Here is a 19,856-nt window from a genome sequence, read left to right on the forward strand (position 1 = left end):
CTGGCGAGGCGGCGCGGACGCCGGGCGGACACGCGCACGTCGTCGCCGCCACCTCTGGGACACTGCCCCCATGCCGCTCGACGACGCCCCCGCCACCCGCGTCCCCCTCGCCGACGTCACGCCCGCCATCGCGCTGGGCCCGCTCGACGGCCGCTACCGCCCGGCGGTCGCGCCGCTGGTGGACCACCTGTCGGAGGCGGCGCTCAACCGGGCGCGCGTCGAGGTCGAGGTCGAGTGGGTCGTCCACCTCACGTCGCACGCCGTGGTGCCGGGCGCGCCGGAGCTCGCACCCGACGAGCAGCAGTACCTGCGGGACGTCGTGGCGACGTTCGGCGCCGCGGAGGTCGCCGAGCTCGCGGAGATCGAGCGCACGACGGTGCACGACGTGAAGGCCGTGGAGTACTTCCTCAAGCGCCGTATCGCCGCCGCGCCGGACGCGCTGCGCGCCGACACCGTGCTGCCGCGGGTCAACGAGCTCGTGCACTTCGCGCTCACGAGCGAGGACGTCAACAACCTGTCGTACGCGCTCATGGTGCGCGGCGCGGTGCGTGACGTGTGGTTCCCGGCAGCCGTCGCGCTGGCGGACGAGGTCGCGGCACTGGCCGCGCAGCACGCGTCGGTCCCCATGCTGGCGCTCACGCACGGGCAGCCGGCGACGCCGACGACGCTCGGCAAGGAGCTCGCGGTGCTGGCCCACCGCCTGCGCCGCCAGCTCACGCGCATCGCGGGCGACGAGTACCTGGGCAAGCTCAACGGCGCGACGGGCACGTACGGCGCGCACCTGGCGGCCGTGCCGGACGCGGACTGGCAGGTCGTGTCGCGCACGTTCGTCGAGCACCTCGGCCTGACGTGGAACCCGCTGACCACGCAGATCGAGTCGCACGACTGGCAGGCCGAGCTGTACGCGGACGTCGCGCGCTTCAACCGGGTGCTGCACAACCTGGCGACCGACGTGTGGACGTACATCAGTCGCGGTGTCTTCACGCAGATCCCGGTCGCGGGCGCGACCGGGTCGTCGACGATGCCCCACAAGGTCAACCCGATCCGCTTCGAGAACGCCGAGGCGAACCTCGAGATCTCCTGCGCGCTGCTCGACACCCTCGCCTCCACCCTGGTGACGAGCCGCCTGCAGCGCGACCTCACGGACTCCACGACGCAGCGCAACATCGGGCCCGCGTTCGGGCACTCGCTGCTGGCGATCGACAACGTCCGCCGGGGCCTGCGGGCCCTCGCGGTGGACGACGCGATGCTGGCGCGCGAGCTCGACGCCAACTGGGAGGTGCTGGGCGAGGCCGTGCAGTCGGCGATGCGCGCGGCGTCCGTCGCGGGGGTCCCGGGCATGGACAACCCCTACGAGCGGCTCAAGGAGCTGACGCGCGGTCACCGCCTCACCGCGCAGGACATGCGCGACTTCGTCGACTCCCTCGGGCTGCCCGCCGACGTCACGGAGCGGCTGCGAAACCTCTCGCCCGCGACGTACACCGGACTCGCGTCGTCGCTGGTCGCCCACTTGGACTAGTCTTTCGTCCGGTTCGTCCGGTTGCCTGACGGATCGTCCCCCGGGTGCTTCACCCGTACGGCCTAATTGCTCGCTCCGACGTGGGAGCGGTTCCTGTCGATACGTTTCGACACCTGGACACACGCCCGGGATCGAGCCAGAATCGTCGGTGTCGTCGGAATCCTCCCCTCCAGTCCGATACGGCAAGGAAGCCCTCACGTGACACTGATGCAGAAGGCGATCACCCCATCGCTGGCGCACGCTCATCTCACGCAGGGTCACGACCGCATCGCCGGTTACGTGGTCCGCGCAGAGGACGTCGCCTTCGCGACCACCCCCGCCCAGCTCTTCGAGGTGCACGGTCTGGGCTACCCCGGCTCGCCGTTCAGCCCGTACGACAGGTCGATCGACATCCTGCGGTTCGAGTCCTCGCCGCAGCTGCAGTACCGGGACGTCCCCGGCTACATCGTCCCGCTGTGGTGGCTGCGCCACTCGCGCATCCCCCCGGGCGCCGAGCTCATCCGCGTCCACGACGACGGCACGTCCACGCTGCTCGCCCGCTACGGCGACGTGGGCACGGGCTGGACCGTCACGCAGCTGGGCGCGCCCCGGCCGGCGCTCGCGTCGCTGTCGCGGTGCGTCGGGCCGGTCGCCAAGTGGCACGGTGCGTACCTCGAGGCGGACGTGGTCGACGGCGGCCACACGGTCGTGCTCGCGCTGGCCAACCCGCCGCTCGCGGAGACCGGGTTCCACCAGTCGCCGTCGGGCCGCTGGTACCGCCGCGTGGCCCGCGAGGACGTGACTGAGCTGTTCGAGCTCGACCTCACGGCCCGCTGGAACGGCCTCTCGGTGCGGGTGGTCGACCAGTGGCAGGACGCGCAGCGCTACGTCGTGGCCCGCATCTCGCACCTGGGCGACGACATCGAGCGCGCCGAGCGCCTGCACCTCGAGCGCGTCGAGGCCGGCGTGTACGAGGCCATCGTCTACGCGGCCGAGCTCACCGACATCGAGACCAACCAGGTCGTCCCGCACACCTGGGCGCCCGGCCCGGCCGCGCAGGAGCGGCACTGGGCTCACTCGTGACAACTTGATCCGTGAATTTTCACCCACGGGACGCTGACTTCGCGTAGCATCCCTAGACATACCGGCACGACCCCGAGCGGCTCGCTTTCGGAGCCCCGGTCCCCGTCGGCCCCCTCACAGGGGCCGGCCCACAGACCGCACCGGGCCTGGTCCTCCCCCCCGACCAGGCCCGGTGCGCTTGTTGTTACGGACGTGACCCAGAAACTTGTCGACGGCACGCGGCGGATCGCGCCACCGCCCGCCGCCCGCCACAGTGGATGGATGCCCAACCGCCTCGCCGCCAGCACCAGCCCCTACCTCCTGCAGCACGCCGACAACCCCGTCGACTGGTGGGAGTGGGGCGACGACGCGTTCGCCGAGGCCCGCCGGCGCGACGTGCCGCTGCTGATCTCCGTCGGGTACGCCGCGTGCCACTGGTGCCACGTCATGGCGCACGAGTCCTTCGAGGACCCGGCGACGGCCGCGTTCATGAACGAGCACTTCGTCTGCGTGAAGGTCGACCGCGAGGAACGCCCTGACGTCGACGCCGTCTACATGGCGGCCACGCAGGCGATGACGGGCAGCGGCGGCTGGCCCATGACGGTGGTCGCGACGCCCGACGGGCGGCCGTTCTTCTGCGGCACGTACTTCCCACCGCGCCGCGTGCAGCAGGTGCCGTCGTTCCCCGAGGTGCTCGCGGCGGTGGCGGCCGCGTGGACGGGCCGCCGCGCGGAGGTGCTGTCGAGCGCGGACGCGATCGCCGACGCGCTCGCCGCGCGGCCGGGTCCCACCGACGGCCCGAGCGGTGACGACCGCGTCGACGAGCGCGTCGTCGCCCGCGCGCTGGGCGCCCTGTCGGCATCGTTCGACTCCAGGGACGGCGGGTTCGGCGGCGCACCGAAGTTCCCGCCGTCGATGGTCCTCGAGTGGCTCCTGCGGCACCACGCCCGCACCGGCGACGCCGACGCCCTCGGCATGGCACGCCGGACGCTCGACGCCATGGCCCGCGGCGGCGTGTACGACCAGCTCGCCGGCGGGTACGCCCGCTACTCCGTCGACGCGACGTGGACCGTGCCGCACTTCGAGAAGATGCTCTACGACAACGCGCTGCTCCTGCGGGTGCACCTGCACGCGTGGCGGATGACGGGCGACGCGCTCGACCGGCGCGTCGTCGAGGAGACCGCCGACTGGCTGCTCACGGACCTGCGGACGGCCGAGGGCGGGTTCGCGTCCGCGCTCGACGCCGACAGCGAGGGCCGCGAGGGCGCGTTCTACGCCTGGACGCCCGCGCAGCTGCGCGAGGTGCTGGGCGACGACGACGGGGCGTGGGCCGCGCACGTCCTGGGCGTCACCGACGCCGGCACGTTCGAGCACGGCGCGTCGGTCCTCCAGCTGCGCGAGGACCCGGCCGACGTCGCCCGGTACGCCGACGTGCGCGCCCGCCTGCGCGCGGCACGCGAGCAGCGACCCCGTCCCGCGCGCGACGACAAGGTCGTCTCCGCCTGGAACGGCCTGGCGATCGCCGCGCTCGCCGAGGCGGGCGCGCTCCTCGACCGCCCCGACTGGCTCGACGCCGCGCGCGCCTGCGCCCGGCTGCTCGCCGACCTGCACACACGCCCCGGCCCGGACGGCGGCGACCGGCTCGTACGCACGTCACGCGACGGCGTCGCCGGCCGCGCGCCCGGGGTGCTCGAGGACTACGCCGACGTCGCCGAGGGCTACCTCGCGCTGGCGGCGGTGACGGGCGAGCACGTCTGGACGACCTGGGCGCGGCGCCTCCTCGCCACCGTGCTCGCGCACTTCGGCGACGGCGACGGCGGCCTGTACGACACCGCGGACGACGAGACGGACGCGGTGCTCGGTGCGCTGCGCCGCCCGCAGGACGTCGCGGACGGCCCGGCACCGGCCGGGCAGCCCGCGGCGGCGGCCGCCCTCGCCCACCTCGCGGCGCTCACCGGGGACCTCGGCCTGCGCGAGGCCGCGCTCGGCGCGCTGCGGGAGCCGCTGGCGCTGTCGCGCCGCTACCCCCGCGCGACGGGCTGGGCGCTGGCGGCGGCGGAGGCGCTGCTCGACGGGCCCCGCGAGGTCGCCGTCGTCGGGCCGCGCGACGACCCCGCGACCCACGCGCTGCACCGGGCCGCGCTCGCCTCCTCGGCACCCGGGCTCGTCGTCGCGCTCGGCGACCCGGCCGCCGCGGATGCGGACACCCCCGCACTGCTGCAGGACCGTCCCCTCGTCGACGGCCGTCCAGCCGCTTACGTGTGCCGCGGGTTCGTGTGCGAGCGCCCCACGACCGACCCCGACGAGCTCGCCCGACAGCTGCGGGCGTGACGCGCTCAGCCGGTCACGCGCAGCGCGACGATCTCGCACTGCACCGGGCTCGACTCGGCGCACCCGTCGCCGATCCAGACCTCGACCGTGTCGCCCTCGGCGGGCGCGTCGATCTCGTTGCCGTCGGCGTCCTCGACGGCCGCGTCCGTGAGACGCAGCGGCATGCCCTCGTAGTAGGCGTCGGAGGCCTGGGACAGCGAGGGCTCGTCCCACGGCAGGTCGGCGGACGGCGCGGCGACCACGCCGGTGACGTCGGCCGCGCGCAAGGGCACGCCGGTCCCTCCTGACCCGCAGCCCGCGAGCAGCAGTCCCACCGCCGCGACGGTCGTCAGCGTGCGCGTCCTCATGGGCGTGAGCATGGCACGGCGGCCCGGCCCTCGGGGGAAGGACCGGGCCGCCGTCGTGCGAGGTCAGGCGATCGGGTGGCCGCCGTGCACCTCACCACGCCACGCACCGGTCTCGGTGCGGCGCTCCTCGATGAACTCCTTGAAGCGGCGCAGGTCCTTCTTCACCTGCCGGTCGTCGGCGCCGATCGCGGCACCGACCTTCTCGACGAACGTCTCGGGCGCCCACTCGATGTGCGTGGTGACGCGCGTGGAGCCGGCGCCGAGCGCCTCGAACGTCACGCGGCCGGCGTGCGTCGTGCCGTCGACGCTCGCCCACGCGACGACCACGTCGGGCGTCTGCTCGACGATCGCCGCGTCGAACTCGCGCTCGACGCCCTGCACGGTGGTGGTCCAGCGGGTCAGCGTGTCGCTGATCTGGACGACCTTCTCGACGCCCTGCATGAAGTGGGGGAAGTCCTCGAACTGCGTCCACTGGTCGTACGCGGTGCGGATCGGGACGTCGACGTCGACGGTCTCGTCGATCGTGGCCATGGGTTCTCCTCCGTTGCGTGCCGGGGATCAGTGCCCGGTCGACGCTACGTCGGGGTCGCCGCGCCCGCCTGTCGAGCAGGGGTCCGGACGGGTGACGTCAGGCCCGCGTCGGCGCGACGTCGGGCACCTCGATGGCGGCGAGCGCGGCGAGCGCGCGGGCGTACCCGGCGGCGTCGCCGTCGCGTGCCGCAGCCCGGGCCGCGACGGTCGGTGCGTGCAGCAGCGACCGGGTCCGGCGACGCAGGGACCGCGCGCGCGCCTCGTCGCGGTGCTCGGTCGGCAGCGCGTCGAGCGCGGCCTCCAGGCCACCCAGGATGCGGGTGCGCTCGGCGACGACGGCCGGGTCCCACTCCCGCACGCGACGGTCCGCCTCGAAGTCGGCGGCGGCCTGCAGCACGACCTCCCGGGCCTGCGCCAGCGCCGCGTGCTCGGCGGGGGCGTGCTCGGCGACCGACTGCAGGGAGACCAGCGCGACACCGGGCAGGGTCCGCACGTCCGGGTCGACGTCGTGCCGCAGCGCGAGGTCGACGACCGTGAGCGGGGTCGCGGCACCGCGGCGCGCGACGGCGAGCGCGTCGACGCCGAGGACAGCGCCGGCGGCGCCCGAGCAGGCGACGACGAGGTCGGTGCGCGTGACCTCGGCGAGCAGGTCGGCCCCGGCAGGCAGGGCGGTGACGCCACGCGCGGACGCGAACGGGCCGGCGCGCCCGCTGGGCGAGAAGACCCGCACGTCACGCACGCCGCGGGCCTTGAGGGCGGCCAGGCTCGCACCGGCGTACGACCCGGTGCCGATGAGCACGCACCGCACCGCCGCCCAGTCGGCGTCGCCGTCGGCCTGCGGCAGGGTGCGGGCGGCGAGGTCGAGCGCCACGCCCACCACCGAGCGGCCCGTCGCGCCGAGGCCCGTGGACTTCTCGACGGCCCGCGACGTGCGCGACGCCGCCTGGAACAGCGCCTCGAGCGTCGACGTGGTCGTGCCGTCGCGCCTCGCGGTCGTCAGGGCGCGGCGCACCTGGCCCGCGATCTCCCGCTCCCCCACGACCATCGACTCCAGCCCGGACGCGACGGCGAACAGGTGCTCACCGGCCTCGGCGCCCACCAGGGGGTGCAGGTGCTGCTCGACGTCCTCCGGGGAGTACCCGGAGCGCGAGGCGACGGCCTGCGCGACGGCGCGGCGGGCGCAGGGGGTGTCGGCGGTGTCGGCCACGTCCAGGTACAGCTCGAACCGGTTGCACGTCGCGAGCACGACGGCACCGGTCACGGCGTTGGTCGCGGCGACGAGCTCCCTGCCCACGGCGTGGACGTCCGCCTGCAGACGTTCCAGCACGGTCAGGTCGAGGGAGTGGTGGCTCGCGACGAGGGACAGGAGCACCACGGGTCACGATTGAATCATCCCGGGAATTGTCCGGCACAATCCCTGGTGTGAGTCTTCCCCCACACCATCCACTCCTTGACGGCCGCACGGGCGATTCCGCGCTGGTGACCGCGTATTCCGGTACCCGCCCCGAGCGGCTCCCGGTGTGGTTCATGCGGCAGGCGGGCCGGTCGCTGCCGGAGTACCGCGCGTCGCGCGCGGGCACCGCGATGCTCGACGCGTGCCTCGACCCGGACCTCGCGTCGGAGATCACGCTGCAGCCGGTGCGGCGCCACGGCGTGGACGCGGCGGTGTTCTTCTCGGACATCGTGGTGCCGCTGCGGCTCGTCGGCGTCGACGTCGAGATCGTGCCCGGGACGGGCCCGGTCATCGGCACGCCGGTGCGCACGCTCGACGACGTCGCGCGGCTGCGGGACCTCGGGCCGCTCGACGCCGAGCGTCTCGCGCCCGTGGCCGCGGGGGTCGAACGCACGGTCGCGCAGCTCGACCGCACACCGCTCGTCGGCTTCGCGGGCGCGCCGTTCACGCTGGCCGCGTACCTCGTCGAGGGGGGGCCGTCGCGCGACCACCTGGCCGCGCGCCGCCTCATGCACGCCGACCCTGCCGCGTGGGCCGCGCTCATGGACTGGACCGCCGAGGTCACGGGCGCGTTCGTCGCCGCGCAGGTCACCGCCGGTGCGAGCGCCGCGCAGCTCTTCGACTCGTGGGCCGGCGCGCTGTCGCTCGCGGACTACACCACGCACTGCGCGCCCGCGTCGGCGCGCGTGCTCGCGCAGGCCCGCGCGCTCGGTGTGCCGACCGTGCACTTCGGCGTCGCGACGGGCGAGCTGCTCGTCGCGATGCGCGACGCGGGTGCGGACGTCATGGGCGTCGACTACCGCGTCCCCCTCGACGAGGCGTCACGCCGCCTGGGCGGCGGCACACCGCTGCAGGGCAACGTCGACCCGGCGCTGCTCGCGGCGCCGTGGGACGTGCTCGAGGCGCACGTGCGTGACGTCGTGCGGCGCGGCGCCGCGGCACCCGCGCACGTCGTGAACCTCGGCCACGGAGTCCCGCCGGAGACGGACCCGACCGTGCTCACCCGGCTCGTCCAGCTCGTCCACTCGCTGTGACCGACGTGCCCGACGACGTGCTCGAGGACGGCGTGCTCGGCGACGACGCAGGCGGGTCCGGCTGGGAGGCCGTCGTCGTCGGAGGCGGCGTCGCGGGTCTCGTCGCGGCGCGCGAGCTGGCGCGCGCCGGGCTGCGGACGCTCGTCCTGGAGGAGCGCGACGCTCCGGGCGGCGCGGTCCGCGGCCACGACGTCGCCGGGCTGCGGCTCGACGCGGGCGCCGAGTCGTACGCGACGCGCAACGGCTCGGTGGCCGCGCTGCTGGCCGAGCTGGGCCTGGCCGACGACGTGGTCGCCCCGGAGCCGCGCGGCGCGTGGGCGCACCTGACCAGCGGCGACGGCCCGCTGCCACGCACCGGGCTGCTGGGCGTGCCCGCCTACCCGCTGGCCCCGGACGTGCGGCGCACGCTGGGCGCCGCGGGCGCGGCCCGGGCCGCCCTCGACCTCGCCCTGCCGGCGCGCGTGGGCGCGGACGCCGGCACGCTGGGCGCCTTGGTGCGCGCCCGCATGGGCGCGGCCGTCGTGGAGCGGCTCGTGCAGCCGGTGGTCGGCGGCGTGCACGCGGCGGACCCCGACGACCTGGCCGTGGACGCGGTGGCGCCCGGACTGCGCGAGGCGCTGGCCGCGTCGGGCGGCTCGCTGGCGCGTGCCGTGCGGCGGCTGCGCGCGGCGGCGCCCGCGGGGGCGGCCGTCGAGGGCGTTCGCGGGGGCGTGCACCGGTTGGTCGAGGCCCTGGTCGCGGACGTGACCGCGCACGGTGGCGTGCTGCTGCCCCGCACGCGCGTGGAGTCGGTGTCGCGCACGGCCGACGGCACGCTCGCGGTCGGCACGCGGGACCTGCACCGCCCGCCGCGGCCGTCGCGCGACCTGCGCACGCAGCGTCTGGTGGTGGCCTCCCCGGCGGCGGCGCACCTGCTCGACGGGCTCGACGGGGCCCGCCTCGACGGGGTCGCGCTCGACACCGGCGCGCCGGTCACGCTCGTCACGCTCGTGCTCGACGCGCCCGCGCTGGACGCCGCGCCGCGCGGCACGGGTGTGCTGGTGGGCGCAGGTGCGACCGACGTGCGGGCGAAGGCGCTGACGCACGCCACGGCGAAGTGGGCGTGGCTCGCGGACGCCGCGGGGCCGGGGCGGCACGTCGTACGGCTCTCGTACGGGCGCGCGGGCGACGAGGGCGAGCTGCCCGGCGGGGACGAGCTCGTCGACCTCGGCCTGGCGGATGCCGCGACCCTGCTGGGGGTGCCGCTGGCGCGGTCCGCGCTGCGCGGGTCCGCGGTGGTGCGCTGGACGCAGTCGCTGCCGCGGCCGAGCGCGGCGCACCGGGCCGCCGTGGCGGCCGTGCGGGCGGCGGCGGGTTCCGCGCCCGGGGTCGCGGTGTGCGGCGCGTGGGCGGCGGGCAACGGTCTGGCGTCGGTGGTGCCGGACGCGCGCGAGGCCGCCGCGGGCCTGCTGGCGGGGTCCGCCGACGCGCGCTGACGGCCCGCAGGCGAGGTCCGCCGCGAGATGACAGGTCGTCAGAAATGCGTCGGGAAATGACCTCGGTCACATTTCCTCGCGCGGTCGTGGCACATTCTGACGGGTCGTCAGATCGATACGGGCCGACATTTTCCGGCGCCGCCGCACGGACCAGCGGTTTCGACATCCGCGCGGTCGCCGACGACACTGGACGCATGCCTCAGCAGGTGCGCATCGGCACGCGCGCGAGCGCCCTGGCCCTCACGCAGACCGGCCACGTCGCCGACGCGCTCGCCGACCTCGCCGACCTCGCGGTCGAGACCGTCCGTGTCCGCACGCAGGGAGACCGCGTGCGGGCGTCGCTCGCGTCCCTCGGCGGCACCGGAGTGTTCGTGACCGCGCTGCGCGACGCACTGCTCGACGGGCGCTGCGACGTCGCCGTCCACTCCCTCAAGGACCTGCCGACCGGGCCCGCCGACGGCCTCGTCGTCGCCGCCGTGCCGCCCCGCGCCGACGCGCGCGACGCGCTGTGCGCGCGCGACGGGCTGACGCTCGCGACCCTGCCCGCGGGCGCCCGTATCGGCACCGGGTCACCGCGGCGCGCCGCGCAGCTGCGGGCGCTGCGCCCCGACGTGGACGTCGTCGACATCCGCGGCAACGTCGGCACGCGCCTCGGCCGCGTGCGCGGGCTCGACGCGACGACGGTCGCCACCGGCAGCCAGGTCGGACCCGACGCGCCGCACCCCGGCGTCGCGACCGACGCGCCGCGCGGCGATCTCGACGCCGTCGTCCTCGCCGCCGCCGGGCTCGGCCGGCTCGGGCGGCTCGACGCGGTCACCGAGTGGTTCGCGCCGGACGTGCTGGCCCCCGCCCCCGGGCAGGGCGCGCTCGCCGTCGAGGTCCGGACCGCGGACGCCGCCGCCGACACGCCGCTCGCGCACGCGCTGCGCGCGCTCGACGACCCCCCGACGCGCCGCGCCGTCGTCGCCGAGCGTGCCGTGCTCGCGCGCCTCGAGGCCGGGTGCGCGGCACCGGTGGGCGCCTGGGGACGCGTCGACGACGCCACGGGCGCGCTCGCGCTCGACGCCGTGGTCGCGGCGGTCGACGGCTCGCGCGTCCTGCGGCTGGCCGCCCGCGGCGCCGCCGACGACGACGCGGCCGCCGACGCCCTGGGCCGCCAGCTTGCCGAGGACCTCCTCGCCGCCGGCGCCGACAGGCTCGCCCCCCTGGGCCCGACCCGATGACCCCCGACCGGCCGCCCCTCGACGAGCACGTCGCGACCCCCACCGCCGGCCCCGCGGCGGCGTCGGGCCCCCTCACCGGGTGGCGCGTCCTGGTCCCCCGCCCACCCCTCGACCCCACCCCCACCCCTCCCTCCCCCGCGAGCCGTCGATCGACCCCCACCCCCACCCCTCCCTCCCCCGCGAGCCGTCGATCGACCCCCACCCCCACCCCTCCCTCCCCCGCGAGCCGTCGATCGACCCCCACCCCCACCCCTCCCTCCCCCGCGAGCCGTCGATCGAGCCCCGCGGGAGGGTTCAGCCCAGCGGCGGTCGCGCTGCTGGCGGCGGGCGGCGAGCCGCTCGTGGTGCCGCTCGTGCGGACCGTGCCCGTCGACGACCTCTCCCCGCTGGACGACGCCCTGCTCGCCCTCGGCGCCGGGTGGTACTCGTGGCTGACCGTGACGAGCCAGGCGGCGGTCGCGGTGCTCGCCGAGCAGGCGGCGGCGCACGACGACGGGCTCGCGGCCCTGGTCGAGCGCGGCGGTGCCCGCGTCGGTGCCGTCGGGCCCGGGACGGCGCGCGCGCTCGAGGGACTCGGCGTCCGGGTCGACGTCGTGCCACCCGTGCGGTCGACGGCCGTGGACCTCGTCGCCGCGCTCGTCGCCGCTGCCCCCGGCACCCGCCCGGACGCCGGGCCCCGCACCCTGTTCCCGCGCGGCGACCTCGCGGCCCCCACGCTCGCCGACGGCCTGACCGCCGCCGGCTGGGCCGTCGACGACCTCGTCGTCTACCGCACGGTCCCGGCCGGTCCGCCCGATCCCCAGGTCGCCGACGCCTGGGCGGGGGGCGACGTGCACGCGGCCCTGCTGACGTCCGCGAGCAGCGTCCGCGCCCTGCTCGACCACCTCGGCCCGCCGCCGCCGGCGACGCGCGTCGTCGTCATCGGCCCCAGCACCGAGACGGAGGCGCGCCGCATGGGTCTGCGCGTCGACGCCGTCGCCGGGCGGCAGACCCTCGCCGGGCTCGTCGACGCGCTCGTCGCGCACGTCGCCGCCACCGGCGCGCGCCCCGGCTCCCCGCCCACCCCCGTGGAGGACACCCCGTGACCATCCCCGCCCCCGGCCGCATCCGGCCCCGCCGCCTGCGGCGCACCCCCGCGCTGCGGCGCCTGGCCGCGCAGACCCGACTGCACCCGGCGGACCTCGTGCTGCCCGTGTTCGTCCGCGAGGGCCTCGACGAGCCCCGCCCGCTGACCTCCATGCCGGGCGTCCTGCAGCACACCCGCGACTCGCTGCGCCACGAGGCGGCGCGCGCGGTGGAGGCCGGCATCGGCGGGATCATGCTGTTCGGCGTGCCCGCGCACCGCGACGCGGTCGGGTCCGGCGCCACCGACCCCGACGGCATCCTCAACGTCGCCGTCCGGGACGTCGTCGCGGAGGTCGGCGACGCGCTCGTCGTGCAGGCCGACCTGTGCCTCGACGAGTTCACCGACCACGGACACTGCGGCGTCCTCACGCCGTCGGGAGTCGTCGACAACGACGCGACGCTCGAGCGGTACGCCGCCATGGCGCTCGCGCAGGCCGAGGCCGGCGCCCACCTCGTGGGGCTCAGCGGCATGATGGACGGGCAGACGGGCGTGGTGCGGGACGCGCTCGACGCCGCCGGCCACCACGACGTCGCGGTGCTCGCGTACGCCGCGAAGTACGCGTCGGCGTTCTACGGGCCGTTCCGCGAGGCCGTCGAGTCGCAGCTCGAGGGTGACCGCCGCACCTACCAGATGGACCCCGCGAACCGCCGCGAGGCCGCCCGCGAGGTCGCGATCGACGTGGCCGAGGGCGCCGACGTCGTCATGGTGAAGCCCGCGATGTCGTACCTCGACGTGCTCGCCGACGTGGCCGCGTCGTCACCGGTTCCGGTCTGGGCGTACCAGGTGTCCGGTGAGTACGCGATGATCGAGGCGGCGGCCGCACGGGGGTGGATCGCCCGTCGGAGTGCTGTGACCGAGTCGGTGCTCAGCATCCGCCGGGCCGGTGCCGATGCCATCCTGACGTACTGGGCGACAGAGCTCGCCGGTTGGCTCGCAGAGGAGCAGTGATGACGCAGGTGGAGGACGAGACGGTCGTGCCGGGTGTCGGCCCGTCGTGGACGACCAGCAGCGCCGAGGCGTTCGCGCACGCCACCGCCGTGATCCCCGGGGGCGTGAACTCCCCCGTCCGGGCCTACGGCGCCGTCGGCGGCACGCCGCGGTTCCTGGAGTCCGCGCTCGGTGCGTACGTGCGTGACGTCGAGGGCCGGGACTACGTCGACCTCGTCGGCTCGTGGGGTCCGGCGCTCGTGGGGCACGCGCACCCGCACGTCGTGGAGGCCGTGCAGCAGGCCGCCGCGCGCGGTCTGGGGTTCGGCGCGCCGACGACGACCGAGGTCGAGCTCGTCGACGAGATCCGTGACCGCGTGGCGCCCGCGCAGCGCGTCCGGCTCGTCTCGACCGGCACCGAGGCGACCATGACCGCGCTGCGCCTCGCGCGCGCGTGGACGGGCCGCGACAAGGTCGTGAAGTTCGCGGGCTGCTACCACGGGCACGTCGACGCGCTGCTGGCCGAGGCGGGGTCGGGCGTCGCGACGCTCGCGCTGCCGGGGTCCGCGGGTGTCACGGCCGCGGTCGCCGCCGAGACGATCGTCCTGCCGTACAACGACATCGAGGCCGTGCAGGCCGCGTTCGACGAGCACGGCTCGTCCATCGCCGCCGTCGTCACCGAGGCCGCGCCCGCCAACATGGGCGTCGTGCCGCCGCTGCCCGGCTTCAACCGCGAGCTGCGCCGCATCACGCAGCACTACTCCGCCGTCCTCGTCCAGGACGAGGTGCTCACCGGGTTCCGCGTCGGCCGCGCCGGCTGGTGGGGGTTGGAGGGTGCGGCCGAGCAGTGGGCGCCGGACCTGCTGACGTTCGGCAAGGTCATCGGCGGTGGGCTCCCCGTCGCGGCGGTCGCCGGGCGCGCGGACATCATGGAGCAGCTCGCACCCCTCGGGCCCGTGTACCAGGCGGGCACGCTGTCCGGGAACCCGGTCGCGGCGGCCGCGGGGCTCGCCACGCTGCAGCTCGCGGACGTCGAGGCGTACGCGCGGGTCGACGCAGCGGCCGCGCACCTGCGCCGCGCGGTGACCAACGCACTCGTCGAGGCGAGCGTGCCGCACGCCGTGCAGTGGGCGGGCAGCCTGTTCAGCATCGTGTTCGGCGAGCAGGCCGCGTCCGAGGGCGCGCGGGACTACGCCGCCGTGCAGGCGTCGGAGCACTGGCGCTACGGGCCGTTCTTCCACGCGCTGCTCGAGGCCGGCGTGCTCGCGCCGCCGTCGCCGTTCGAGGCGTGGTTCCTGTCCGCGTCGCACGACGAGGCCGTGCTGGACCGCGTCATCGAGGCGCTGCCGGCCGCCGCCCGGGCCGCCGCGGAGGCCACCGCCCCGCAGTGACGGACCGGTGACGGCGCCGGGTGACCGGATCGCTCTCTCGGCGAGAGAGCGATCCAGTCACCCGCGCCCCTCGCCTGCGGGACGTCGATGCAGCCCCGCCGTCCCATGTGGCGGGACGCACGCAGCACGAGACCGGGCTGGGGTCGCGCACCTCGGTGGATGCGCGACGCCGGCCCGGTCTCGTGGGCTGCCCGTCCCGAGCGGTGGACGGGCGACGGGTCAGGACGCCGGCCGGGCGGGCGTGCTGTCGGCGCCGACCAGGTCGAGCTCGTCGTCCGGTGCGGCGGGGCCGTGGCCCACGGCGGCGACGTCGCCGCGGCCCGCTGCCAGGTCGTTGCGGTAGGCGCGGACCGACCACGTGACGGCGGCGGCCCAGACGACCGCGATGATCCCCAGCACGATGCCCTCGGTCGAGGTGTCGGCGGCGCCGAGCCAGTCGGAGCGCAGGAGCGTGCGGGTGTTCGTCAGGACGATGACACCGCCGACGGCCGACCCGAGCACGCGACCCGGGACCTTGCGGACCAGCCACGCGGCGATCGGCGCGGCGACGAGGCCACCGATGAGCAGCGCCAGGACCCACTGGACGTCGATGCCCTGCGAGCCGAGCGCGAACAGGAAGCCGAGGCTCGCGGCGATCGCGACGAGGAACTCGGACGTGTCGATCGAGCCGACGACCTTGCGGGGCTCGATGCGCCCGCTCGCGAGCAGCGCCGGCGTGCCGACCGGGCCCCAGCCTCCGCCACCGGTCGCGTCGACGAACCCGGCGACGAGGCCGAGCGGGGCGAGGAACCGCTTGCGCAGCGGGAGGTGAGCACGGTCGGTGCGCAGGCCCTTGAGCGTGAACCGCACCAGCAGGTAGATGCCGAGACCGAGCAGGACCAGCGACATGACGGGCTTGGCGGCGTCGGTCGAGAGGTTCGACAGGAACGTCGCGCCGGCGAACGCGCCGATCGCACCTGGCACACCGATCCGCAGGACGACCTTCCAGTCGACGTTGCCGAACTTCCAGTGCGAGACGCCCGACGCGAGCGTCGTGCCGATCTCCGCGAGGTGCACGGTGGCCGACGCGGCGGCGGGGTTGGTGCCGATGGCGAGCAGCAGCGTCGTCGACGTGACGCCGTAGGCCATGCCCAGGCTCCCGTCGACGAGCTGCGCGGCGAGCCCGACGAGGGCGAGCAGGACGATCGTGGGCACGGGGACCACCTCGGGAACGGCCCGGCAGCAGGCCGGGCGTCGGATCGGACGACGAGCAGGGGGACAGTCATTTCCTACCGCTCTGCTAATTCCGATCCGTCTGCTCGGCATACAAGAGGTGTCTCACATGCCGACATCGCATCTCGTCGATCAGGCCACGCGTCGAGGGCCCGGTAAGGGGTCGTCCCGCCGGCGGCGCGCCGCGTCGGCCCGTCAGGGATTGAGCCAGGCGTCCTCGCGTGCCGCGAGCTCGCGCACGGCCGCCGGCAGGTCCCGGTCGACCAGGTCCTTGAGCGTCACCACGTCGAGCACGTCGCGCACCGACGCCCGCAGCGCCACCCACACGTCGAGCAGGCCGGCCGCGGAGCCCTCGTAGGTCAGCCCCGGCGGGCGCACGTCGCGCACCGTGACGAGCGGCCCGTCGACCGCCCGCACGACGTCCGCCACCGTGATCTCGTCGGCGGGGCGCGCCAGCAGGTAGCCGCCGGACCGCCCGCGCACGCTGGTCACCACGCCTCCGCGACGCAGGTCGCCCATGATCCGCTCGAGGAAGCTGGTCGGGATGTCCTGCCCGGCGGCGAGCACCTCGCTCGGGACGGACTCGCCGCCCGGCCTGCTCGCCAGCTCGGCGCACGCCCGCACCGCGTAATCCGCCTTCGCCGACACTCGCATACGGGGATTCTCCCCTGTCCCCGAACCGCGGGCGTCCACCCTCGGTCCCGTCCGCGCGGACGCGCCCGGGAATACCCCCCAGGGGTATGATGTTGCCATGGCCGTGACGACCTCGACCTCGCAGCCCGTCGACGCGCCCACCGCGCCGCCCGACGCGCATGCGCACGCCGGCCCCACCCACGGGTACACGCCCGCCAAGGACGAGTACCTGCGACGCCTGCGGCGCGTCGAGGGCCAGGTGCGCGGTATCGCACGCATGGTCGACCAGGACGTCTACTGCATCGACGTCCTCACCCAGATCGCCGCGGTCACCAAGGCCCTGCAGGCCGTCGGGATCGGGCTCGTCGAGGACCACCTGTCCCACTGCGTCGTCGACGCGGCACGGCAGTCCCCCGAGGCCGGCGCCGAGAAGGTCCGCGAGGCGTCCGCCGCGATCGCCCGTCTCGTCCGCAGCTGACCCCGGGCGCCCCGCCACGGCGGGCCGCCCCCACCACCCCGGCCGCCCGGCCGCCCGCCGCACGCACCGCGCGGGCCCCCGCCGCACCGGACCCACCACCTCGAAGGAGCACCCCATGAGCACCACCACCTTCCGCGTCGACGGCATGACCTGCGGCCACTGCGTGCGCGCCGTCACCGAGGAGCTCACCGCCCTGCCCGGCGTCACCGACGTGACCGTCGACCTCGTCACCGGCGGCTCGTCGCCCGTGACCGTCACGTCCGACGCCCCCCTCGACCGCTCCGCCGTCGAGGCCGCGGTCGTCGAGGCCGGGTATGCCGTCACCCCCACGCGGTCGCTGCTGTGAGCGCCGAGGCGGACCGCCGACCGCCCGACGGGACCGCCGCCGCGGGCATCGACCTCGCCATCGAGGGCATGACGTGCGCGTCGTGCGTCGCCCGCGTCGAGAAGCGCCTCAACCGCGTCCCCGGCGCGCACGCCACCGTCAACCTCGCGCTCGAGACGGCGCACGTCGACGTCGTCGGGACCGACGACACCCCGGCGCCCACGATCGAGGCGCTCGTCGCCGCCGTGCAGGCCGCGGGGTACGACGCGCGCCCGCTGACGCGCCCGGGGCACGGGGCGGGCACGTCGCACGACGCCCCCGGCGCGCGCGACCACGACACGACGAGCACGGACCCGTCGCACGTCACGCCACCCCAGGACCCCACCGCCCACGACGCCCCCACCCACGACGACGTCGAGCACGCCCTGTCCGGCATGCAGCACGCCGGCACGGAGCACGACCCGACGGACGACACGTCCGCCCCCGACGACACCCGCGGCGCCGACCTGCGCCGCCGGCTGCGCGTCGCCGCCGTGCTCACGGTGCCCGTGCTGGTGCTGAGCATGCTGCCCGCGACGCAGTTCCGCGGGTGGCAGTGGGTCGTCGCGGCGGCCGCCCTGCCGGTGGTGACCTGGGCGGCGTGGCCGTTCCACCGCGCCGCCTACCGGGCGGCACGCCACGGCGCGTCGACGATGGACACGCTCGTGTCGATCGGCGTGGTCGCGGCGACCGCGTGGTCGCTGTGGGCGCTGCTGCTGGGCGGGGCGGGCGAGCTCGGCATGCGCATGACGCCGACGCTGTTCCCGGCCGCGGGCGCGGGCCACGGCACCGCGATGCCGGAGCTCTACTTCGAGGTCGCGGCCGTCGTCACGACGTTCCTGCTCGCCGGGCGCTATGCGGAGCACCGGTCCCGTCGCCGCGCAGGCGACGCGCTGCGCGCGCTGCTCGACCTGGGGGCGAAGGACGTCGCACTGCTGGCCACCGGGCCGGACGGACGGCGCGTCGAGCGCCGCGTGCCCGTGGACCGGCTCGCCGTGGGTGACGAGTTCGCCGTGCGCCCGGGCGAGAAGGTCGCCACCGACGGGGTCGTCGTCTCCGGCACGAGCGCCGTGGACACGTCCCTGCTGACCGGTGAGCCCGTGCCCGTCGACGTGGGGCCCGGCGACGACGTCACGGGGGCGACCGTCAACACGTCCGGTCACCTCGTGGTGCGCGCGACGCGCGTGGGCGAGGAGACCCGCCTGGCGCAGATCGGCCGGCTCGTGGCCCGCGCGCAGACGGGCAAGGCACCCGTGCAGCGGCTGGCCGACCGGATCTCGGCGGTGTTCGTGCCGGTCGTGCTGGTGCTCGCGGTGGGCACGCTCGTCGCGTGGCTCGTCGCCGGCGGCGGCGCGCAGGCAGCATTCACCGCTGCCGTCGCGGTGCTGATCATCGCGTGCCCCTGCGCGCTCGGGCTCGCGACACCCACGGCGCTGCTGGTGGGCACGGGCCGTGGTGCGCAGCTCGGCGTGCTCATCAAGGGCCCGGAGATCCTCGAGGAGACGCGCCGCGTCGACACCGTCGTGCTCGACAAGACCGGCACGGTCACCGCCGGGCGCATGGCGCTCGTGGACGTCGTCGCCGCCCCCGGCGAGGACGCTGCCGAGGTCCACCGCCTCGCCGCCGCCGTCGAGTCCCTCGCGGAGCACCCCATCGCGCGCGCCGTCGCGGGGCTGGATCGACGGCTCACCGACGAGGAGGAGACGGCCAGCCCCACCCCCCAGGGCGCGAGCCGTCATTCCAGCCCCGCCGCCTCCGTGCGGGACCAGGTCGACGTACCCGTGGGGGCCGACGGGGTCGCGATCGGGGCCGACGAGGTGCGGGAGTTCCGCGCCGACGCGGGTCGAGGCGTGAGCGGCGTGGTCCGCACCGCGCACAGCGGGGTCGGGCTGGCGCGTCGCGTGCTCGTCGGGCGGCTCGGCTGGCTCGACGAGCAGGGCGTGCGCACGCAGGACGTCGCCGACACGGTCGCGGCCGCGGAGGCGGACGGTGCGACGGCGGTCGTCGCCGCGTGGGACGGCCGCGCGCGCGGCGTGCTCGTGCTGCGTGACCCCGTGAAGCCCACGTCGGCGGACGCGGTGCGCGAGCTGCGCGAGCTCGGCCTGCGGCCCGTCCTGCTCACGGGCGACAACCGCGGCGCGGCGCTCGCGACGGCCCGCACGGTCGGCATCGCCGAGGACGACGTGATCGCCCAGGTGCTGCCCGACGAGAAGGTCGCGGTGGTCGAGCGACTGCAGACGGGCGGCGCACGCGTGGCGATGGTCGGCGACGGCGTCAACGACGCGGCCGCCCTCGCCACGGCCGACCTGGGCCTGGCGATGGGCACGGGCACGGACGTCGCGATCGAGGCGGCGGACCTCACGCTCGTCCGCGGGGACCTGGCGTCGGCGCCGCAGGCGATCCGGCTGTCGCGGCGCACGCTGCGCGTGATCCGGCAGAACCTGTTCTGGGCGTTCGCGTACAACGTCGCCGCCATCCCGCTGGCGGCCCTGGGTCTGCTCAACCCGATGATCGCGGGTGCCGCGATGGCCCTGTCGTCGGTCCTGGTGGTGACCAACTCGCTGCGCCTGCGCCGCTTCGCCTGACACGCCGACGTCGAGTGCGGGGGTCCGCGCGCGAGTGCGGGGGTCACGACCCCCGCACTCGGCGCGGTTCCCCCGCACTCGCGGGAGGCGGGTGCGGGGACGGGTGGCGGGTGAGAGAGAGGGGAGGGGGTGTCGGCGCGCGTGATAACGTGATAGCACTTTGATATCGCACCCCTGGGAGGTTCC

At 75.9% G+C, this 19,856-nt stretch carries 17 protein-coding genes; 12 read left to right on the forward strand and 5 right to left on the reverse strand.

Annotation, left to right across the window (positions count from 1 at the left end; all coding sequences use genetic code 11):
* Positions 1 to 70: 70 nt before the first annotated feature.
* The 3 genes from purB (at position 71) to CFLA_RS17280 (ending at position 4,891) form a co-directional block, all read left to right on the forward strand.
* Complete coding sequence (gene purB / locus CFLA_RS17270; protein WP_013118631.1) at positions 71 to 1,519, forward strand: adenylosuccinate lyase; 1,449 nt, start codon at positions 71 to 73, stop codon at positions 1,517 to 1,519.
* Positions 1,520 to 1,726: 207 nt separating this feature from the next.
* A complete protein-coding gene (locus CFLA_RS17275; protein ID WP_013118632.1) occupies positions 1,727 to 2,581 on the forward strand; it encodes a hypothetical protein in 855 nt (284 codons plus the stop codon).
* Positions 2,582 to 2,842: 261 nt separating this feature from the next.
* Positions 2,843 to 4,891 (forward strand): thioredoxin domain-containing protein, encoded by a 2,049-nt coding sequence (locus tag CFLA_RS17280; RefSeq protein WP_013118633.1) that lies wholly within the window; start codon positions 2,843 to 2,845, stop codon positions 4,889 to 4,891.
* 5 nt (positions 4,892 to 4,896) lie between these two features.
* Here the strand turns inward: CFLA_RS17280 and CFLA_RS17285 are convergent, their stop codons facing one another.
* The 3 genes from CFLA_RS17285 to CFLA_RS17295 all read right to left on the reverse strand — a co-directional run bounded on the left by CFLA_RS17285 (position 4,897) and on the right by CFLA_RS17295 (position 7,144).
* Complete coding sequence (locus CFLA_RS17285; RefSeq protein ID WP_148234415.1) at positions 4,897 to 5,238, reverse strand: hypothetical protein; 342 nt, start codon at positions 5,236 to 5,238, stop codon at positions 4,897 to 4,899.
* Between the two features lie 63 nt (positions 5,239 to 5,301).
* A complete protein-coding gene (locus CFLA_RS17290; protein ID WP_013118635.1) occupies positions 5,302 to 5,769 on the reverse strand; it encodes an SRPBCC family protein in 468 nt (155 codons plus the stop codon).
* A 97-nt stretch (positions 5,770 to 5,866) separates the two neighbouring features.
* The gene (locus tag CFLA_RS17295) at positions 5,867 to 7,144 is read right to left on the reverse strand and encodes a glutamyl-tRNA reductase (protein WP_013118636.1); all 1,278 of its coding nucleotides are present in this window, start codon (positions 7,142 to 7,144) and stop codon (positions 5,867 to 5,869) included.
* Between the two features lie 47 nt (positions 7,145 to 7,191).
* Between CFLA_RS17295 and hemE the strand changes: the two genes are divergently transcribed.
* The 6 genes from hemE to hemL all read left to right on the forward strand — a co-directional run bounded on the left by hemE (position 7,192) and on the right by hemL (position 14,398).
* Complete coding sequence (gene hemE / locus CFLA_RS17300; RefSeq protein WP_013118637.1) at positions 7,192 to 8,256, forward strand: uroporphyrinogen decarboxylase; 1,065 nt, start codon at positions 7,192 to 7,194, stop codon at positions 8,254 to 8,256.
* Positions 8,253 to 9,731 (forward strand): protoporphyrinogen/coproporphyrinogen oxidase, encoded by a 1,479-nt coding sequence (locus tag CFLA_RS17305; RefSeq protein WP_013118638.1) that lies wholly within the window; start codon positions 8,253 to 8,255, stop codon positions 9,729 to 9,731. The genes hemE and CFLA_RS17305 overlap by 4 nt, the downstream gene beginning before the upstream one ends.
* Before the next feature lie 194 nt (positions 9,732 to 9,925).
* Positions 9,926 to 10,954, forward strand: a complete 1,029-nt coding sequence (hemC, locus tag CFLA_RS17310) for a hydroxymethylbilane synthase (protein ID WP_013118639.1) — start codon at positions 9,926 to 9,928, stop codon at positions 10,952 to 10,954.
* Entirely contained in the window at positions 10,951 to 12,039 is a 1,089-nt protein-coding gene (locus CFLA_RS17315; protein ID WP_013118640.1) for a uroporphyrinogen-III synthase, read from the forward strand. The genes hemC and CFLA_RS17315 overlap by 4 nt, the downstream gene beginning before the upstream one ends.
* Positions 12,036 to 13,028: a porphobilinogen synthase gene (gene hemB, locus CFLA_RS17320; protein WP_013118641.1), complete on the forward strand. Its 993-nt coding sequence runs from the start codon at positions 12,036 to 12,038 to the stop codon at positions 13,026 to 13,028. The genes CFLA_RS17315 and hemB overlap by 4 nt, the downstream gene beginning before the upstream one ends.
* On the forward strand, positions 13,028 to 14,398 hold the full coding sequence (hemL, locus tag CFLA_RS17325) for a glutamate-1-semialdehyde 2,1-aminomutase (protein WP_013118642.1): 1,371 nt from the start codon (positions 13,028 to 13,030) through the stop codon (positions 14,396 to 14,398). The genes hemB and hemL overlap by 1 nt, the downstream gene beginning before the upstream one ends.
* Positions 14,399 to 14,617: 219 nt before the next feature.
* Here the strand turns inward: hemL and CFLA_RS17330 are convergent, their stop codons facing one another.
* Complete coding sequence (locus CFLA_RS17330; protein WP_013118643.1) at positions 14,618 to 15,592, reverse strand: sulfite exporter TauE/SafE family protein; 975 nt, start codon at positions 15,590 to 15,592, stop codon at positions 14,618 to 14,620.
* Between the two features lie 213 nt (positions 15,593 to 15,805).
* The gene (locus CFLA_RS17335; RefSeq protein WP_013118644.1) at positions 15,806 to 16,264 is read right to left on the reverse strand and encodes an RrF2 family transcriptional regulator; all 459 of its coding nucleotides are present in this window, start codon (positions 16,262 to 16,264) and stop codon (positions 15,806 to 15,808) included.
* 97 nt (positions 16,265 to 16,361) lie between these two features.
* Between CFLA_RS17335 and CFLA_RS17340 the strand changes: the two genes are divergently transcribed.
* The 3 genes from CFLA_RS17340 (at position 16,362) to CFLA_RS17350 (ending at position 19,670) form a co-directional block, all read left to right on the forward strand.
* Complete coding sequence (locus CFLA_RS17340; RefSeq protein WP_013118645.1) at positions 16,362 to 16,721, forward strand: metal-sensitive transcriptional regulator; 360 nt, start codon at positions 16,362 to 16,364, stop codon at positions 16,719 to 16,721.
* 115 nt (positions 16,722 to 16,836) lie between these two features.
* Positions 16,837 to 17,067, forward strand: a complete 231-nt coding sequence (locus tag CFLA_RS17345) for a heavy-metal-associated domain-containing protein (protein WP_013118646.1) — start codon at positions 16,837 to 16,839, stop codon at positions 17,065 to 17,067.
* Positions 17,064 to 19,670, forward strand: a complete 2,607-nt coding sequence (locus CFLA_RS17350) for a heavy metal translocating P-type ATPase (RefSeq protein WP_013118647.1) — start codon at positions 17,064 to 17,066, stop codon at positions 19,668 to 19,670. Before CFLA_RS17345 ends, CFLA_RS17350 begins: the two co-directional genes overlap by 4 nt.
* The last annotated feature ends 186 nt before the right edge of the window (positions 19,671 to 19,856 follow it).

The organism is Cellulomonas flavigena DSM 20109, assembly GCF_000092865.1.
GTDB lineage: Bacteria > Actinomycetota > Actinomycetes > Actinomycetales > Cellulomonadaceae > Cellulomonas > Cellulomonas flavigena.

What these genes read in the sequence shown, in the direction of transcription:
- purB (WP_013118631.1), top strand. Translation starts at nt 71, where the DNA reads ATGCCGCTCGACGACGCCCCCGCCACCCGCGTCCCCCTCGCCGACGTC.
- CFLA_RS17275 (WP_013118632.1), top strand. Translation starts at nt 1,727, where the DNA reads ATGCAGAAGGCGATCACCCCATCGCTGGCGCACGCTCATCTCACGCAG.
- CFLA_RS17280 (WP_013118633.1), top strand. Translation starts at nt 2,843, where the DNA reads ATGCCCAACCGCCTCGCCGCCAGCACCAGCCCCTACCTCCTGCAGCAC.
- CFLA_RS17285 (WP_148234415.1), bottom strand. Translation starts at nt 5,238, where the DNA reads ATGAGGACGCGCACGCTGACGACCGTCGCGGCGGTGGGACTGCTGCTC.
- CFLA_RS17290 (WP_013118635.1), bottom strand. Translation starts at nt 5,769, where the DNA reads ATGGCCACGATCGACGAGACCGTCGACGTCGACGTCCCGATCCGCACC.
- hemC (WP_013118639.1), top strand. Translation starts at nt 9,926, where the DNA reads ATGCCTCAGCAGGTGCGCATCGGCACGCGCGCGAGCGCCCTGGCCCTC.
- CFLA_RS17315 (WP_013118640.1), top strand. Translation starts at nt 10,951, where the DNA reads ATGACCCCCGACCGGCCGCCCCTCGACGAGCACGTCGCGACCCCCACC.
- hemL (WP_013118642.1), top strand. Translation starts at nt 13,028, where the DNA reads ATGACGCAGGTGGAGGACGAGACGGTCGTGCCGGGTGTCGGCCCGTCG.
- CFLA_RS17335 (WP_013118644.1), bottom strand. Translation starts at nt 16,264, where the DNA reads ATGCGAGTGTCGGCGAAGGCGGATTACGCGGTGCGGGCGTGCGCCGAG.
- CFLA_RS17340 (WP_013118645.1), top strand. Translation starts at nt 16,362, where the DNA reads ATGGCCGTGACGACCTCGACCTCGCAGCCCGTCGACGCGCCCACCGCG.
- CFLA_RS17345 (WP_013118646.1), top strand. Translation starts at nt 16,837, where the DNA reads ATGAGCACCACCACCTTCCGCGTCGACGGCATGACCTGCGGCCACTGC.